We start from the raw sequence: 15,638 nt of genomic DNA, 5'->3' as shown, positions 1-15,638 counted from the left end.
ACGAACGGTTAAGGAATATAATAGAAGGACGATGTTAGACTCAAATAAGGAGCTGAAAATCCATGTCAACTGTACTCGCAGGAATACAACTCTTGCCAAATCTTAAAGAAGACCACACAGGAGGAATGATACAACATTCACTCAAGCTTGTAGAGGAGTCTGGTTTAAAGTATGAGGTAGGTCCTTTAGAAACAGTGATTGAGGGAGATTTTGATTCAGTCATGACGCTCATCAAGTCGATACAAGAAGATGCGATTGAATCAGGAGCAAGTGAATTGCTGTCAAACATTAAGCTACACTATCGCAAAGATGGCGTATCGTTTGCAGATAAAAAATAAAAGATAAAATCCGCACCGATTTGTCAAAGAGGTGCGGATTTTTTCTATCCTTCTTAATTATGATTGTCTATCCAAGAAACAACCTCTTCAATCAACATTTCTTGTTGCTCGGCTACAGTTATGTCCGCATCGCCATCCCCAGATTGTTCACCGTACACGCCAAAATAAGCATGATTTCCGCCCTCTATTTCAATATAGTCGGTGGTAGGTGGAAGATTTTCGCGTGTATCTTCAATTTTTTCTGGCGTACTTAAGCCGTCTTCAGATCCAAAAAGGGATAGGACAGGCAAAGAGGATTGATACAAATCGTCATTACTTGCTGCATAGGCTCCCAATAGTATAAGACCACTTATCTTGTTTAAATGATCGTCAGCGTACATCGCAGCAGCAGCCCCACCCCGATATACCAATCAAGATCAGGGTCTTGATCAATAATTTCATTGGCTTTGGAACGATCTAAAATGGATAAGTTAAGAGTCACAGAAGGAACAGCTACTGTTATCCTTTGTTTTGAAAGTTCTTGTGCTACATAAGCATAGGCGTCAGGCTCAACTTTTGCGCCAGGATAAAGAACGATTCCAACTTCCGCGTCTTCTGCAGTGTAAACGAGCCAATCATCTTCTGTAGGAAGTGGCTCCGATAGTTGAATCCCTTGAATGTCGGTTCGGTCGTATGTGAATTGAGTCCAAGTAAAAAAAGCGATGATCAATAGAAGGATAATGGAAGACAGTAGAAGAAGTATCCGTTTCATCCATTTTTTCATAATAAAGAGCCCTTTCCAAAGATGTTATTAGTATGATCATAGTGCAAGGGAGATCTCAATTCAATTGTACAAATAGAGTGAGAGGCGGGAATTTTGATTAATGAACACGAACATATTTTCTTGTTTTTTCTTGATATCGAATATACGTTCGTGTATAATAAAAGAAATAAAAGGAGGGCTTGCTATGATAAAGGGTGTATTACAACGAGCGCTAGAAAATAAAGGTCGTGTAACAATGATTTATATGAATGCGAATGGAGTCATTTCACAGAGAGTCATTTCGGTCTTGTATTTAAAAGAACGCTGGTTTGTAGCCTATTGTCATAGCAAACGCCAGCGTAGAGTATTCACATATGACAATATCTTGTCATTAAACCAAATGAAAGATCTTGTGTCATAGATCAAGCCGAGAATAGATGGTTTTCAGTCTTAAAAAAGCCACTCCATAAAGGAGCGGCATCTTATGAATTAACGACTTTCTTCATCATCGCCCCAGCAATCTGTATTTTTGATCTCTGGATACTTAGAAGAATAGAAAACGGGGTCTTTTCCTTGTTTCCGTTGTTCGGTGTAATCTTGAAGCAAAATAACGGCTTTCTTTGTGAGTAGCAATATAACAGTGATATTAACAATAGCCATTAGAGCCATGAATAGATCTGCCATTGTCCAAATAAGTTCAACTGTCGCAATACCACCTAGAATTCCCATAATGATAAATGCAACTCGGTAAATCGGTAAAAAGCGAGCACCGTTCTTTAAAAACTCAATGTTGGTTTCACCAAAGTAATAATTCCCTAAGACAGAACTATACGCAAAGAATAGTAGGGCGATAGCAACAAAAGCACTTGCCCAATCACCTATATGTTGAGACATCGCAAATTGAGTAATCGTTGCCCCTTCTCCATCGACATCCATGTATCCAGATGACAATAGAATGATAAATGCGGTAGAAGTACAAACGAGCATCGTATCAAAGAAAACGCCAAGTGATTGGAATAACCCTTGTTTTGCTGGGTGCGAAACATTTGCCGCAGCGGCTGCATTTGGCACGCTCCCCATACCAGCTTCATTTGAGAATAACCCTCTTCGTGCACCTTCCATAATCGCTGCACCAAAGCCGCCTCCGACTGCTTGTGTAAGACCAAATGCTTCACTGAAAATTAACGAAAACACGCCAGGTATTTGATCTATATTGACGAAAATAATGTAAAGTGCAACCCCCATATACGCAACCGCCATAAAAGGAACAACAAGTTGCGTTACTTTCACAATTCGTTTGACCCCGCCGAAAATAATAACGGCTGTGACTGCCGCTAGAATAAGTGCCATGAGCAAGCGGTTTGTATCAAAAGCGGTTTGGAAGGAATCGGTAATGGTATTGACCTGCAAAGCATTAAAAATCATTCCAAAACAAGAAACGATTAAAATGACAAACAAGATACTTAGCCAGCGTTTTCCTAATGCTTTATGTATGTAGTAAGCTGGACCTCCGCGATAGCGATCGCCATCTTTCTCCTTGTAAAGTTGACCAAGCGTACTTTCGATAAAACCTGTTGCCATACCGACAGCTGCAATGATCCACATCCAAAAAACCGCACCAGGTCCACCTACTGTAATGGCGAGGGCAACACCTGTAATATTACCGGTTCCCACTCTAGCTGCGGCGCTAATCGTAAAGGCTTGGAAAGCGGAAACTCCTGTCTTACTGCTCCGTTTTTCTGTGATGACGCGGAACATCTCTGGGAACATGCGAATCTGAACAAATTTTGTACGGATAGTAAAATATAATCCAGCAATAATAAGTAAACCAATTAGTATGTATGTCCAAATTATATCGTTAACTGGGTTAACAATCCCCTCTAAAAAAGGTAACTCTAAAGCAAATCCATCTTCAAACATTCCACCAATCCTTTCTATAAAGTATGCGGTTCCAATACCCTTAATTAGAACTTGTTAAACGATTTCGAATTAAACATATACAGGTGAGATAAGATATCGCTAAAACGATATTTCAAAAAGTGTTATCTTTTTTTTATTCATTATGCTGTTCTCGAAATTGTTTCCAAGAATTCTTGAGCCCGGCATAAGTTCCGATAGCTGCACTTCCATAAAAGAAACCCATGAAAATTCCAGCGGACAAACTATGAGGATGACTAAAAAAAATAGACATAGCAAGCCCTAGTAATGTGGCAATAGTCGGGACAAATGAAGGCTTAATAGGGAAGACAACTTTTATGAGTTGTGTAAGCACTAACACAATCGGAACCGCTATGACTCCGTCCCAAATGTTTGTATGAATGGTTGGATAATCCATTATACCCATCCTTTATCGATTTTTAACTTAGTTTGTGTTGTGGACTAGAGAATTATTCAAAAGGATTCAGTTTGAGTTTATCGAATTAGCTATAACTGAAAGAAAAGAGGAGGAGTAGAAGGTGATCGACGTTCAAAAAGCTGATGACGCGCACATTCCAGGAATTATCTACGTCTGTCGCGCGGGTTATCGTGATGTTTCTAAGTGCATATTATCAGAGTCGTACATAGAAAAGCAGTGTGAAACGTATTACAATCCTGATCGCATTGCTAAAGAAGTAGGAGAGCCGACACATTCGTGGGGAGGCTATTTTGTAGCCTTAGATCATGGTCAAGTTGTTGGCGCAGCAGGAGGCGGAATGACGAAAAAGGGAACGGGCTGGCTCTATGTCATTTACTTAGACCCACAGCGCCGAAATGAAGGAATAGGTACAAAGCTTTTAGATGCAGTTACACAACAACAGAAAGCGTTCGGAGCTAGAGAGCAATTCGTCACCGTGCAACGAGGTAACGTAAAAGGTATTCCTTTTTACGAAGCAAGAGGATTTATTTTTCAAGAAGAGATTGTCTCAAATAATCTTGATAAAGAGCCTGGAGCCGTCGTGTATAAGTTTAGACGATCAATCTAAATTGTTCGGTCAAGAAAATGATGAATAAATAGATGGTATAGAATGCAACGAGCACACATGAAAAAAGCTTGTATGTATAGGGTTTCGTTAGCTAATTAAACGTTTGATTAAAAAAATTATCTTAAACGGGCGAGTACAAAGAAATGTTTCAAGCTATAGGCTACGCCATGCAGGATAACCTGGATGAGAAGAGTATCCAACAAACGGAAGTTCTTATAAAGAAGATGCTAAAAGCGAAATAGTGATACTGGTTAAAAAACTAATCGTTAAATAGATGAAAGGTATGCGGGTAGTTCATTTTCTGAAATGACTATGATCCCATGTTTTCTAATTAAATTTGTAGTACGTTCATAAACCGTTAAAGATTCAAAAAATTCATTTAAAAAAAGGAGTGTTCACTCAACATGTACAATCCTAGAATAAATCTACCAATAAAACATGAGGAAGTTCCCTCATTAAGAGAAAAGATAGGTTGGGCTAGAAGAGATCAAGATTTTCCTGCTTTACTTGAGCGTTGTAACTTTTGGGTAGGGGTAAGAAACGAACATCAGGAGTTAATTGGGTTCGGTTATGTATGTGGAATGGGCTTAGAACACGGTTATTTAGAAGACATCATGGTACACCCGCACTATCAAGGAAATGGAATTGGTGTCAAACTCGTCAAAGCACTTTTAGTCGAGGCGGATGCATTTGGATTAGAGATTGTAACAGTCTCTTATGGTGCCGATAAACAGAGCTTTTATGAAAAATGTGGATTTACTCACGGTGGTGGAGGAGTTTGGAGTCATTCGTAGATTATGAAGGGAGACGATAGCATGCCGAAAAAAGGATTTATTTTCCTGTTTAGTGTCATCATTTTCCCTCTAGTTGTTACATCGCTTCTCACACTATATCGATTCATTGCAGGCCGAGAAGTGGGATTGGAGCAATTTTTATCTAACTTTTTAGGGTACGCGGTTGGAGGGCTTTTTGTTGGCTTTATTTGGTACAACATTAAGAAATTAGACCAATATGATAAGAGGTAAGGGGCATAAAATGACCCTTGGCTCGTAACCATCATTTTTATGAGACAACAGAAGAAAAAAGAGTGATTTTCACTGTGAAATATGATATACCAGTAGAGGTGGAAGTTGTGTAGCGTCGTTTTAAAATGTTGAAAGAAGTGAAAAGATGTCAGTTATTGCAATACTGTATTATACAATTATGTTCATCATCCTCCCAGCTTTGCCTGCGTATGTCCTGTATCGGGTGTACTTTATTAATAAGAAAAAAATCTATTCATTCTTTCTATTATTATATCCATTTAGTCTGATGGTGCTTAGTCGTATGTTAAACCCAGGGGGAGTAGAAGGCTTGGAATCGATGATGTATAGTTCGATTTTAGGTCTTGTATCAATTTCATTACTTTTTAGTGTGTTGATTATTATTTGGTTGAGATATAGACGAGAAGTGTAGTGAAGGCGATCGGTGTAGATCGTCTTTTTTGGTAGGCGTAGACTCAATAAGAAAAATTGTGGAGAGCAGGTAAATGTTTGTTGTTTCCTAGTCTCATTTGCCGTGCTCAAAAAACCTATATCTTTCTTTTCATAGATTTGCTAAGATGGACAACATAAAAGTTGCTTGTTTTTTCAGACTCTTATAAACGGAATGTTTAGCGAGTGTGCGAAAAGGGTAGGTAAAGCTGGTGTGCTGTTTATCGGTACACGAAATCAAAGGCAAAAGGAGGGGCATGGTGCAACGTACTTTAAGGTTTATAGGAATAATGTCGGTCATGATTCTCTTTCTTTTTTTGAATGGAGAAAGGGCTGAAGCATCGACAAACGTAGGGTTTGTGGAGAGTGATGCACCACTCAATGTGAGGGACCAGCCTTCTGAACAAGGAGCGATCATCGGCAAACTCGAACCAGGTCATCAAGTTGAGTATTTTCTTACGTCAACAGACTGGTTAAAGATTACATATGCTGGACAAGTTGGCTATGTGAACAATGCATTTATTAGCGATGCTGCGACACAATCAACTAGTCAAGCCAGTACAGAAGTGAAGCAAGCGGTGGTAAATTCATCAGGTGGGCTGAATGTTCGATCAGGTCCTAGCTCGTCAGACTCCATTGTTGGACAATTGTCAGGTGGAACGCAAGTCGATTATGTGGAGCGACAAGATGGTTGGGCGCAAGTGACGTTTAATGGAACAACTGGATTTATACATATGGATTATTTACAATCGTCATCAGAAGCGAGTCCAGCCCCTGCCGCACCAGTAGTAAATACGTCATCTAATCAAGGAAACGTTCGCGTCGTGCTAGATGCAGGGCACGGTGGAAACGATCCGGGAGCGGTGGCGAATGGTTTACAGGAGAAACAAGTGGCGAAAGCCTACAAAGATCAAGTCAAGCGGACGCTTGAAGCAGATGGCATTGATGTAATTGAAACGCGTACAGGCGATGAATTTGTCTCTCTCGCTAACCGAGTTAATCAAGCGAATCAAGCGCAAGCAGATCTTTTTTTAAGCATTCATGCGAATAGCTTTGCCGATCCTAGCGTTGGTGGATTTGAGACCCATTACTATCAATCTAGTCAAGAAGCGACTGTAATTAATAGAGAAATAGGACGTCTTAACTCTGGAAATCAGATGCGAGGCACGTATCAATCTAACTTTCAAGTGCTTCGAGATTCCAGTGTCCCAGCTGTGCTTATAGAGGTTGGCTATTTAACAAATCAAACGGATGCACAGTTGGTGCAGACAAACCAACACCAGCAAGAAGTGAGTGAAGCAGTTAGACGAGCGGTCCAACAATTATATTAATCTCGTAAAAAGGGACTTCTCAATCGTGAGGAGTTCTTTTTTTGTGGAAGGAATTTGTCTTTTTTTGCCGAAGATTCAAGAGGATAATGAGGTGATCAATGTGAATGTCTTTCAATCAATTTTACTCGCGATCCTTCCAGTCATTCTTGCAGGGATCGGAAGTATTGCGGTGATTGCTTTAACCATTGCAAAGACACAGCAGAAAACGATTGAAGATTTAGAAAGCCGCCTACAGAAGCTAGAACAACAGAGATGAAGAAAAGGGAGTGCAGCTATGTTTGAACTGAAAATACATGACCAATTATCTTTGAAAATGATTGAGTTTCAGGATGCGGAACCCATTTACACACTAACGGAGCAAAACCGAATGCATTTAAGAGAGTGGCTACCTTGGGTAGATTATATCAAAGCAGAAAGTGACACGCTCAATTTTATAAAAAGTTGCTTAAAAGGACATGCGGACAATTCTAGTCTTAACACAGTCATTCTTTATCGTGGAGACATTGTAGGAATGGCCAGCTTTAATCAACTAAATTGGTCAAATAGGACGGCATCGATCGGGTATTGGATTAGTGAACAGGCGCAAGGAAAAGGGATCATGACTGATGTATCTCGTACATTAACACAGTACGCCTTTCACCATTTAAACATGAACAAAGTGGAAATTCGTGCAGCCACTGAAAATAAGAAAAGCCAAAGCATCCCAATAAAACTAGGATTCACAAAAGAAGGAGGCATTCGACAAGCGGAATGGCTGTATGATCATTATGTTGACCACGTCATCTATGGCATGCTGGCATCCGAATGGAAGAGTGAATAAATATGTTCTTTTTGTAAAGGTACCTGTAAAATCGTCTTCTTTACGGTATAATAAACCATTTGATATTACTACCAAGTGGAGGAAACATGCAAACGATCAGAACTTTATTTGAAATTTTAATGATTTCAACGAGATTAGGACTCACTTCATTTGGAGGGCCGATTGCCCATTTAGGCTATTTTCACAATGAATACGTTCAGAGGCGAAAATGGTTAGATGAACAAAGCTACTCAGACCTAGTTGCGGTTAGTCAGTTTCTCCCTGGACCAGCAAGTAGCCAAGTAGGAATTGGCATTGGTGTCATGCGCGGAGGGGTTCTTGGTGGTATTGTTTCGTTTCTAGGATTCACGATGCCATCCGTCATAGCATTAATTTTGTTTGCTTATGTGACTCATGCGTTTGATATGGCAGGTTCGGGCTTTATTCACGGATTAAAAATTGTAGCAGTGGTCATTGTTGCCCACGCAATCTTAGGGATGGCAAAAAACCTTACGCCAGACATAACAAGAAAAGCGATTGCACTTGTTGCGCTTATCGCATCCTTATTCATTCCACATTTTGCAACACAGGTAGGAATTATTCTAGCAGCAGGACTGACTGGTTATTTCTTGCTTCGTCCAAAAAAAGAAGACCGATCTGCTGCTTTTAAGATGCCAATCACGAAAGCCTTTGGTGCAAGTTGTTTAACGCTTTTTTTGGGGTTATTAGTCTTACTTCCCATCATGGCTTCATTTAGTGGGGGGCTTTGGATCACCATGATCGACAGCTTTTACCGTGCAGGCTCCCTCGTATTTGGCGGTGGTCACGTCGTTCTTCCTTTATTAGAACGAGAGTTTGTTCCAATAGGCCTAATTAGCGAGGAATCCTTCTTAGCAGGGTACGGCGCAGCTCAAGCTGTTCCAGGTCCATTGTTTACTTTTGCCTCGTTCATTGGAGCGGATATAGCAGGATGGATAGGTGGCCTTGTCGCAACTATAGCGATTTTCTTACCTGCTTTTCTGTTGATTTTAGGTGTGTTGCCGTTTTGGCATGCGTTACGAAGCAATCAACGCATGAAAGGCGCTTTTGTTGCGGTAAATGCCGCGGTAGTAGGCATTTTGATTGCGGCATTCTATCAACCAATTTGGACGAGCGCCATCCTTGGTCCAATAGATTTTGCGCTCGCCGCACTACTGTTTTTCATGCTGATGTATATGAAATGCCCACCGTGGCTAGTGGTTGTCACTGGCGCTCTCGGAGGATTGCTTCTTCAAGGATTCTAATCGCCCTTGAAAAATTCCCTCGTTAATTGAAGAAACTGCTGTACCCCTTTACTCATCTCCTTGTCCTTATGATAAGCGAGATGAGTTTTTAGTGCAGGAAAAGTTGCGTCAAACGGCACGGCGCAAAGTAATCCTTCCCGTAGCTCTGCCTCAACAACCAACTCTGGCAAAAAAGCGATTCCAATATTGGCGACCACACACTTTTTAATGGCTTCTAAACTAGTAAATTCAAGTGACGACTTTGGTGTAACATGAGCTTTGTGGAGCAGATTTTCTAATAGCACTCTGTATGAACACCCTTTTTCTGTAAAAAGGATGGCCTCACTCTCCAAGTCTTCTGGAGAGATGTTTTTTTGAGCGGCGAAGGGGTGATCTGGTGCAACGACCATGAGAAGTCGTTCTTCAATCAGGGCTTCCGTATGTAATAAAGACCGTTCCTTTGTCGTCACGTCCATAATAAAAGCAAGATCGATCTCTCCATTCAATAAAGATTCAGTCGCAAGTTTGTCGGAGTGCGCAGGTTTGAAAACTAGCTTGCTAGTGGGGTTTTGTTGAGTAAAGGTATGTAATAACGTTGGTAAACGATATGTACATTGGCTTTCTTGCGCCCCGATGACAATGGTTTCTTTCTGGCTTAACAGGGAGACTCGTGCGGTTTCTTCTAATTGAATCAGTTGATGCGCATAAGGTCGAAGTTGTTGACCAGCTTTTGTTAAAATGATTTTTTTCCCAAGACGTTGGAAGAGCGAGCACTGTAGTTCATGCTCTAAGCTTTTTATTTGCGCCGTGATGCTTGATTGCGCGTACTGCAATCTTTCAGCTGTCTTCGTAAAGTTAAGAGTTTCACAAACATCTAAAAATGTTCTTAAGTGCTTACGGTCCATAAGTGCCTCCTATCGAAAAAACTGATTGGTTTGATTAAAAACATTCGCTGTTTTGATTAGTGTACGTGATGTACGCTCAGAAGAGAAGGATGTTGAAGGAGGAGATTAGCATGAAAACAATCTTGATTTTGAATGGACACGACCGTTATGAACGGGCACAAGGGCATTTAAATGAAGCTCTCTTGAGAGAAACTCAAACAATGCTCAAGGGGAGTTATCAAACGATACAAACAAATATCGTTGAAGGATATAGCGTTGAAGAAGAAATCGAGAAATGTAAAGTGGCAGACGTAATGGTTGTACAAGCGCCGGTTTATTGGTTTAGTGTTCCAGGCATTGTCAAAAAGTACATGGATGATGTGTTTGTGCCAGGCATATTTTTTACAAAGTCATCTAAATTTGGTCGCGGTGGTCTCATGACAGATAAGAATTACATGCTTTCACTCACCTGGGGAGCACGAGAAGCAGAATTTAATGCGACAAGTGGTGATTTTTTAGAAGGGTTGTCTGAAGACCAAGTTTTATTCAGTGTGCATAAGACATTTGCTTATTGTGGTATGACGGCTTTACCTACTTTTTCAGTGTATGGAGCGATGAAATTAGATTCATTTGATCGACCAATTAAGGCGTTACAAGCGCATATAAGGAAATTTTTTTGATAATAAGAGATGCCGATTGATTAAAATCGCATGAACTCGCTATGATAGTGGTAGAGGTGTTTTGATGAATCAAGAAATTGTGATTGAAAAAGCGTCGGCTGCATCAACGGTCGGGGCAACGTTAAACAGTATGGCTGTTGGCGATATGGTCGAAATCATGACGGGATCAAGCGACAAAACGGTGATAGAAAATACGATGGTTGCATTGTGGCAAGGAAAGAACAATCGCTTTAGCCATGAATTTGCGTATGAAGCAAAAATGGGCAAGAAGACGTTAGGAATGATGACGTGTTATCCAGTACCTGTTATGGATAAATTAGCGATTCCTACTGCCAAACAAATTCTACAGATTCGGGGAATGGCGATGGTTTCATATGCGCTAAAGCATCCTCGTTCCATTTATGCGTTGTTGACGATGGAAGAAGGAAAGAAGGATGAGTTTCACGTCGGGTCTATTGCTCTGTTGCCTGAAAGCAGAGGGCTTGGTATCGGCAAGCAACTTCTGCAAAAAGCAGAAGCCTTAGCAAGAGAAGCGTCTTTTTCAAAAATTTCATTAACCGTACGTGAGGATAATCCAAAAGCGAGACAACTGTACGAGCGAATTGGGTATCGTCCGGTTGGACATATTGCTCGAGGGCCATTAAGCTTGTATCGAATGATGAAGCCTTTGAGTAAAGGAGAGATTCAACATGGCGAAGCATAAAATTTACACGATGCCGTTTGCTGACGTCTACCCACTCTATGTGAAAAAAGCAGAGCGCAAAGGGCGAACACAAGCGGAAGTTGATCAAATTATCCAGTGGCTAACCGGATACAGTGATGAGTCTCTACAGGAACAGATTGATCAAAAAACCGATTTTGAAACATTTTTTGCAGATGCACCACAATTAAACACGGCTCGTTCTATGATTAAAGGAGTGATTTGTGGCGTGCGGGTGGAAGAAATTGAAGAACCAACAATGCAAGAAATTCGTTACCTCGATAAACTGATTGACGAGCTTGCAAAAGGGAAGACGATGGAAAAAATATTACGTAAAGAAGCACCATCTACTTAGATAGGTGCTTTTTTCGTCATGAGACAATCTGTTCACGACATACTTCTAGAAAAAAGAATGGACGGACGATGCAGATGAAAAAAGGGAATCATAAATTTGTATTCTATACGATTAAAGTAACCAAATTAAAACGATTTCTTTTGCTGGATATGGTGGCAGGAACAGGCATTTACTTCACAGTCAAAGTCGTGACAGCTAGCGTTGTGGCAGGGATGGTAGGGAGTGTCATTGGTACAGAAGGGATAAAGCGATGGCCTCGAAAAGAATGAACATCACCTTTTATTTGTTTAAATATGGAAAGTGAGGGTATTTGAAACAAAACAAATGAAGGAGAGTTGTTCTGTATGAATGTCCAACGCATAATAGGGATCATCTTCTTGCTGTTTTCAATAGGTGTTCTCATTTATGGCTTTGTGACGGGCGTGCATGTGCCGGTTGTGCTCATACCGAGTGTACTTATTGCAATGGTCTTAATCGTAGGAATTCGAAGCCCCTCCCAATATCGCTGAAGCTTTTCAATAAAGGGGAAAGCTTTTTTAAGTTGTTCGTAACATAAAATGTGAAAAAAGAATGGATTTTGGGCATTCGATTTTGTCCGAAGATCATTTCCTGCTATGCTAGTGTAGTAAGAGAGATGATGCGATTGACGTGTCAAAAAAAGGAGGCGATGTAAAAGTGGGTAGAAAAATCATCTACATTGTCATTGCACTTTTACTTGTCAGTATAGCAGCTGTTGTATTAATAAACTTTATCCCTTCCCAAACCACCATAGAGGACGAAATGGCGAATTATGAAGACGAGTTCGGCGAGATTACGTCATTACAAATTGTCCAAGAGTCCAATGAACGATCCGATTCATCGAGAAGAGAAGTTGTGCTCGAGGACCGCGACGAGATTATGGCGCTTTTTGAACAAGGAAATGAGACAGAGCTTGTTTCAAATGATCGTGCACCGACTGTTAACTACCATTTGGAAATTGAAACGACTGAGCATTCCGTTTATACCGCACCGACAATTATTGTGAGTGATGTGACGTTTGCTTATGGCGAGTCTCGTTTTCATGTGAATGGCACAAACTTCTTGTTGGAAGCCATTGAAACGGGTGATTTTGATTGGGACTATGATGAATAATAGCGCTAACGTGAGGTCGTACATACGGCTTCACGTTTTTTGCATAGTGTTAAAAAATCGTGTGAGAAGATCTACCCACATGTCGTTGCGGCAATTCTGTTTTTGTTAAGCTAATTAGAAACAAAGATGAGTATTGGGGAGTGTGGAAAATGAAAAAGCGGTATCGTATGGCAATTGGGGTAGGCGTATGCACGTTGTTAGCGACACAAAGCGTTCAAGCGAAAGAGGAGGCTTTTCCATTAAATACGATCGATGGTGAAAAAGCGGAGGGGCAGCATTATGTTCCATCCACCCTTGAGAATGTTCGGTGGGGAGAGCTTCCAAACCGAACAAGCTCGCCAGTCTTGAAAATGAAATCAGGGGAAACGGTTACGTTTGATACGGTTTCAGCAGAAGGCATTTTAGACGATCAAGGGCGCGATCCTGTTACATATTTTGGCCAATACGGTGTTGAGTCGGACGAAGTCTTAACAGATGCGATTGACATTGCTGCATCTAATATGGAAAATATTTTTGGTGAACAAGGTCCACATGTTGTAACAGGACCTGTTGAGATTGAAGGGGCAGAACCAGGTGATGTGTTAAAAGTGGAAACGTTGACCTTAACACCTCGGGTGCCATACGGAGTCATCTCCAATCGTCACGATCGAGGTGCACTACCTGGAGAATTTCCTGAAAATGAAGGACCTGAAGAAGGTGCAAGTGCTGAAAATCCAGAATTATATAACAATGTCTCGGTTTTCACTCCAATTACAGAGCGAGATGGGGACTGGTATGGTGAAATTCCTGGAGAAGACGTTTTCTTCCCACTTGAACCGTTTATGGGCATGATGGGTGTTGCAACGGATACGACGGAACGAGTCGATAGTGTTCCACCGACACATACTGGGGGGAATATTGATATCAACGATTTAGGTGAGGGCTCTGCACTTTATTTGCCGATTGAAGTGGACGGCGGAATGTTCTATACAGGTGACCCACACTTTGCTCAAGGGGATGGTGAAGTGGCGTTAAGTGCACTGGAAGGATCGTTACGCGTGACGTTTCGTTTAACGCTATTAAAGGACGGTGACCCGGCGATTCCTGGTGACGCAAATGCCTTCACACACCCTGTCGGAGAAACAGATGACTATTGGTTGCCAATCGGATTGGATGAAGATCTAAATGAAGCGATGAGAGATGCGACGCGCCAATCGATCTCCCTTCTCGAGCACCAATATGGGATGGACCGAGCAAATGCTTTGGCTTACTTAAGTGCGGCAACAGATTATGAAGTGTCACAAGTCGTCGATCGAACGAAGGGCATTAACGGAAAGATTCGGAAAGCTGATTTTGAAAGAAATAAAGAAAGTGAACCAGCTTTAGCGAAAGAAGAAGATACAGGTGGCGTGTTACCTGACACCTCTGCTAACCAAGCCACATGGATCGTAAGCGGGCTTCTGTTGAGCATCATTGGTTTGAGTGGTGTGTTGTGGAAAAGAAGAAGACAAAGCAAAGGGAAAAGCGAAGCTGGTCTATGATGAAGTGATAAAAAAGCTTGATTTAGGGGGCGGTCATGGACATTCGTCGAGACACCGATCTCTCAAGAGATACGATTTATCGCATTAAGCGAGACTGGCAGCAACAAAAGGAAAACCTGAAGGAGAAAATTGAATGAAATCATTAACATACTACAACGAGCAATACGAAACCATTCTCCATTCAAGTGATTCAAAACACTACAAAAACACTTCAAATGTCTGCCCTGGAGAAGCAATATCAAATTCCTATGCTTTGTAAAGAAGAGTGGAAAAAAGATAATCGAACCGTAATTGCGTTGTACAGAAAAATATCGATGTACAGTCAATTCGATTAGATGATAGGAGCATCAAGGCTGAGGGGATGTTTGAGTGAACTATATGTGAGGGTACTGTTTAAAAATATATATAGGAGTGGCTAAATAATGAAAATATTAATTCTAAGCAAAATGTATCTACTTTCAGGTATTATATTACTAGCAATTTCCGTGCAAACACTTCATGTTAGGACATCACAATCATTTTTTTATTACTTATCGTACATATTTATTCTTCTAGGTATAATTGGAGTTATATACTGGATGAAAAATAAGAAGAATTTAGAAAAATGAATCAAAAAAGATTCCTCTTTAACTAGTTGAGGAGTTAAAGAGGAATCTTTTTAATTTACACTTAGAGATGCATGTGTATTCGGGTGGTACTCCCAATCTGCGACTGTACTTACTGAAAAAGATGCTCCAGAAAGACTGAATGAAGGTGTTACACTAAGGCTTTCTTGTAAGTGAGCATACTGTCCATAAGCAGAGACATTCAACGCGGAGCTATTATTCAATTCTGCATCAAAGCTCAAAAAATGAACGACTTCTGTAATTCCGCGGTTACCTGTAGGTAATAAATTAAATGAATAACCGTACCCTTGTCCACTTCGGTCCCAATTAGCAGATTCTCCATATTGTTCAGAACCGGTGTTACCAAGTGCATCTATCCACTGTTGAGAACCTGATTCCGACCCTCTTGTTACTGCTAAATTATCAACCCCAACACCAATTATATCTTCATTTCGATTAGATGGTTGTGAATTCCAATTAATTTGTTGTCTTATTGAATAAGAACCATCATTGTTTTCTGAAAGGGTTGTACTCATAGCTCTTAAAGAAGTTTCTGTTCTATCATTATCGTTTTGAGTATTGATACTGTCTCTTTTTTTGTAATATTCCTCTTTTGTTAACTCATTAGTTTCAATTAAACCGTTTGTTTCATTGTATACGTTAGGAGCTATAGTACCCGGAAGAGCATATACACTTTCAATGTATATTGTTTCGGTGACGCTTTTTAAATCTTCCTTTCCTTCTGATTTACTAGGATACAAACCCAATCCTACAACAAGAGTACCAGCAAAAATAAGCTTAGTAGCATTTGACTTTTTCACATAATCGCTTCCTTAATTTTACATATACCCCAAAT

General features: G+C 40.6%; 22 protein-coding genes and 1 pseudogene. 18 read left to right on the top strand and 5 right to left on the bottom strand.

What is annotated here, in order from left to right; all coding sequences use genetic code 11:
- Positions 1-62 precede the first annotated feature (62 nt).
- Entirely contained in the window at positions 63-338 is a 276-nt protein-coding gene (locus ACE1TH_RS12055; RefSeq protein ID WP_375079120.1) for a thiamine-binding protein, read from the top strand.
- 53 nt (positions 339-391) lie between these two features.
- On the opposite strand, the pseudogene ACE1TH_RS12050 reads toward ACE1TH_RS12055, so the two are convergent.
- Positions 392-1,089, bottom strand: a pseudogene (locus ACE1TH_RS12050) (alpha/beta hydrolase).
- Between the two features lie 196 nt (positions 1,090-1,285).
- Here ACE1TH_RS12050 and ACE1TH_RS12045 point away from each other — a divergent pair.
- Entirely contained in the window at positions 1,286-1,501 is a 216-nt protein-coding gene (locus tag ACE1TH_RS12045; RefSeq protein WP_255224523.1) for a WYL domain-containing protein, read from the top strand.
- Positions 1,502-1,569: 68 nt separating this feature from the next.
- Here the strand turns inward: ACE1TH_RS12045 and ACE1TH_RS12040 are convergent, their stop codons facing one another.
- Positions 1,570-3,000, bottom strand: coding sequence for an alanine/glycine:cation symporter family protein (locus ACE1TH_RS12040; protein WP_375079119.1), 1,431 nt, complete (start codon positions 2,998-3,000; stop codon positions 1,570-1,572).
- 133 nt (positions 3,001-3,133) lie between these two features.
- Complete coding sequence (locus tag ACE1TH_RS12035; protein WP_375079118.1) at positions 3,134-3,415, bottom strand: hypothetical protein; 282 nt, start codon at positions 3,413-3,415, stop codon at positions 3,134-3,136.
- A 121-nt stretch (positions 3,416-3,536) separates the two neighbouring features.
- Between ACE1TH_RS12035 and ACE1TH_RS12030 the strand changes: the two genes are divergently transcribed.
- From ACE1TH_RS12030 to chrA, 8 genes are all read left to right on the top strand, one after another.
- Positions 3,537-4,043: a GNAT family N-acetyltransferase gene (locus ACE1TH_RS12030; RefSeq protein WP_099302865.1), complete on the top strand. Its 507-nt coding sequence runs from the start codon at positions 3,537-3,539 to the stop codon at positions 4,041-4,043.
- Between the two features lie 404 nt (positions 4,044-4,447).
- A complete protein-coding gene (locus ACE1TH_RS12025; RefSeq protein WP_375079117.1) occupies positions 4,448-4,837 on the top strand; it encodes a GNAT family N-acetyltransferase in 390 nt (129 codons plus the stop codon).
- A 21-nt stretch (positions 4,838-4,858) separates the two neighbouring features.
- The gene (locus ACE1TH_RS12020) at positions 4,859-5,068 is read left to right on the top strand and encodes a hypothetical protein (RefSeq protein WP_375079116.1); all 210 of its coding nucleotides are present in this window, start codon (positions 4,859-4,861) and stop codon (positions 5,066-5,068) included.
- A gap of 145 nt (positions 5,069-5,213) precedes the next feature.
- The gene (locus ACE1TH_RS12015; RefSeq protein WP_099302859.1) at positions 5,214-5,498 is read left to right on the top strand and encodes a hypothetical protein; all 285 of its coding nucleotides are present in this window, start codon (positions 5,214-5,216) and stop codon (positions 5,496-5,498) included.
- Positions 5,499-5,832: 334 nt separating this feature from the next.
- Positions 5,833-6,846, top strand: coding sequence for an N-acetylmuramoyl-L-alanine amidase family protein (locus ACE1TH_RS12010; protein WP_375079115.1), 1,014 nt, complete (start codon positions 5,833-5,835; stop codon positions 6,844-6,846).
- Positions 6,847-6,889: 43 nt separating this feature from the next.
- On the top strand, positions 6,890-7,102 hold the full coding sequence (locus ACE1TH_RS12005) for a hypothetical protein (protein ID WP_255224528.1): 213 nt from the start codon (positions 6,890-6,892) through the stop codon (positions 7,100-7,102).
- Positions 7,103-7,120: 18 nt separating this feature from the next.
- Positions 7,121-7,666, top strand: a complete 546-nt coding sequence (locus tag ACE1TH_RS12000) for a GNAT family N-acetyltransferase (protein WP_375079114.1) — start codon at positions 7,121-7,123, stop codon at positions 7,664-7,666.
- 86 nt (positions 7,667-7,752) lie between these two features.
- Positions 7,753-8,928: a chromate efflux transporter gene (chrA, locus tag ACE1TH_RS11995; protein WP_375079113.1), complete on the top strand. Its 1,176-nt coding sequence runs from the start codon at positions 7,753-7,755 to the stop codon at positions 8,926-8,928.
- Here chrA and ACE1TH_RS11990 read toward each other — a convergent pair.
- Entirely contained in the window at positions 8,925-9,812 is an 888-nt protein-coding gene (locus ACE1TH_RS11990; protein ID WP_375079112.1) for a LysR family transcriptional regulator, read from the bottom strand. The genes chrA and ACE1TH_RS11990 overlap by 4 nt on opposite strands.
- 110 nt (positions 9,813-9,922) lie before the next feature.
- On the opposite strand from ACE1TH_RS11990, the gene ACE1TH_RS11985 reads away from it, so the two are divergent.
- From ACE1TH_RS11985 to ACE1TH_RS11950, 8 genes are all read left to right on the top strand, one after another.
- Positions 9,923-10,471 carry an NAD(P)H-dependent oxidoreductase gene (locus ACE1TH_RS11985; RefSeq protein WP_375079111.1) on the top strand — a complete coding sequence of 183 codons (549 nt, stop codon included), beginning with the start codon at positions 9,923-9,925 and terminating at the stop codon, positions 10,469-10,471.
- Between the two features lie 64 nt (positions 10,472-10,535).
- The gene (locus tag ACE1TH_RS11980) at positions 10,536-11,174 is read left to right on the top strand and encodes a GNAT family N-acetyltransferase (RefSeq protein WP_375079110.1); all 639 of its coding nucleotides are present in this window, start codon (positions 10,536-10,538) and stop codon (positions 11,172-11,174) included.
- Positions 11,161-11,526, top strand: coding sequence for a DUF2200 domain-containing protein (locus ACE1TH_RS11975; RefSeq protein WP_375079109.1), 366 nt, complete (start codon positions 11,161-11,163; stop codon positions 11,524-11,526). The genes ACE1TH_RS11980 and ACE1TH_RS11975 overlap by 14 nt, the downstream gene beginning before the upstream one ends.
- A gap of 68 nt (positions 11,527-11,594) precedes the next feature.
- Positions 11,595-11,795, top strand: coding sequence for a hypothetical protein (locus ACE1TH_RS11970; protein ID WP_255224534.1), 201 nt, complete (start codon positions 11,595-11,597; stop codon positions 11,793-11,795).
- Positions 11,796-11,870: 75 nt separating this feature from the next.
- Complete coding sequence (locus ACE1TH_RS11965) at positions 11,871-12,035, top strand: hypothetical protein (protein WP_255224535.1); 165 nt, start codon at positions 11,871-11,873, stop codon at positions 12,033-12,035.
- 166 nt (positions 12,036-12,201) lie between these two features.
- Positions 12,202-12,657, top strand: coding sequence for a hypothetical protein (locus ACE1TH_RS11960; RefSeq protein ID WP_099302841.1), 456 nt, complete (start codon positions 12,202-12,204; stop codon positions 12,655-12,657).
- A gap of 149 nt (positions 12,658-12,806) precedes the next feature.
- Positions 12,807-14,177, top strand: coding sequence for an acetamidase/formamidase family protein (locus tag ACE1TH_RS11955; protein WP_255224536.1), 1,371 nt, complete (start codon positions 12,807-12,809; stop codon positions 14,175-14,177).
- A 133-nt stretch (positions 14,178-14,310) separates the two neighbouring features.
- Positions 14,311-14,436 carry a hypothetical protein gene (locus ACE1TH_RS11950; RefSeq protein WP_375079108.1) on the top strand — a complete coding sequence of 42 codons (126 nt, stop codon included), beginning with the start codon at positions 14,311-14,313 and terminating at the stop codon, positions 14,434-14,436.
- Positions 14,437-14,835: 399 nt separating this feature from the next.
- Here ACE1TH_RS11950 and ACE1TH_RS11945 read toward each other — a convergent pair whose 3' ends face one another.
- A complete protein-coding gene (locus ACE1TH_RS11945; RefSeq protein ID WP_375079107.1) occupies positions 14,836-15,603 on the bottom strand; it encodes a hypothetical protein in 768 nt (255 codons plus the stop codon).
- Positions 15,604-15,638: the final 35 nt, after the last annotated feature.

Source organism: Shouchella sp. JSM 1781072, from assembly GCF_041949915.1.
Classification (GTDB): domain Bacteria; phylum Bacillota; class Bacilli; order Bacillales; family Bacillaceae_D; genus Shouchella.
Note: the sequence above shows the minus strand (reverse complement) of the source record. Positions and strands in the feature narration are given on the sequence as shown.

Coding starts and splice junctions, on each gene's coding strand:
- ACE1TH_RS11980 (WP_375079110.1), top strand. CDS start 10,536: ATGAATCAAGAAATTGTGATTGAAAAAGCGTCGGCTGCATCAACGGTC.
- ACE1TH_RS11955 (WP_255224536.1), top strand. CDS start 12,807: ATGAAAAAGCGGTATCGTATGGCAATTGGGGTAGGCGTATGCACGTTG.
- ACE1TH_RS12015 (WP_099302859.1), top strand. CDS start 5,214: ATGTCAGTTATTGCAATACTGTATTATACAATTATGTTCATCATCCTC.
- ACE1TH_RS12025 (WP_375079117.1), top strand. CDS start 4,448: ATGTACAATCCTAGAATAAATCTACCAATAAAACATGAGGAAGTTCCC.
- ACE1TH_RS12040 (WP_375079119.1), bottom strand. CDS start 3,000: ATGTTTGAAGATGGATTTGCTTTAGAGTTACCTTTTTTAGAGGGGATT.
- ACE1TH_RS11965 (WP_255224535.1), top strand. CDS start 11,871: ATGAATGTCCAACGCATAATAGGGATCATCTTCTTGCTGTTTTCAATA.
- ACE1TH_RS11950 (WP_375079108.1), top strand. CDS start 14,311: ATGAAATCATTAACATACTACAACGAGCAATACGAAACCATTCTCCAT.
- ACE1TH_RS11990 (WP_375079112.1), bottom strand. CDS start 9,812: ATGGACCGTAAGCACTTAAGAACATTTTTAGATGTTTGTGAAACTCTT.
- ACE1TH_RS12000 (WP_375079114.1), top strand. CDS start 7,121: ATGTTTGAACTGAAAATACATGACCAATTATCTTTGAAAATGATTGAG.
- ACE1TH_RS12020 (WP_375079116.1), top strand. CDS start 4,859: ATGCCGAAAAAAGGATTTATTTTCCTGTTTAGTGTCATCATTTTCCCT.
- chrA (WP_375079113.1), top strand. CDS start 7,753: ATGCAAACGATCAGAACTTTATTTGAAATTTTAATGATTTCAACGAGA.
- ACE1TH_RS11985 (WP_375079111.1), top strand. CDS start 9,923: ATGAAAACAATCTTGATTTTGAATGGACACGACCGTTATGAACGGGCA.
- ACE1TH_RS12055 (WP_375079120.1), top strand. CDS start 63: ATGTCAACTGTACTCGCAGGAATACAACTCTTGCCAAATCTTAAAGAA.
- ACE1TH_RS12035 (WP_375079118.1), bottom strand. CDS start 3,415: ATGGATTATCCAACCATTCATACAAACATTTGGGACGGAGTCATAGCG.
- ACE1TH_RS11970 (WP_255224534.1), top strand. CDS start 11,595: ATGCAGATGAAAAAAGGGAATCATAAATTTGTATTCTATACGATTAAA.
- ACE1TH_RS11975 (WP_375079109.1), top strand. CDS start 11,161: ATGGCGAAGCATAAAATTTACACGATGCCGTTTGCTGACGTCTACCCA.
- ACE1TH_RS12045 (WP_255224523.1), top strand. CDS start 1,286: ATGATAAAGGGTGTATTACAACGAGCGCTAGAAAATAAAGGTCGTGTA.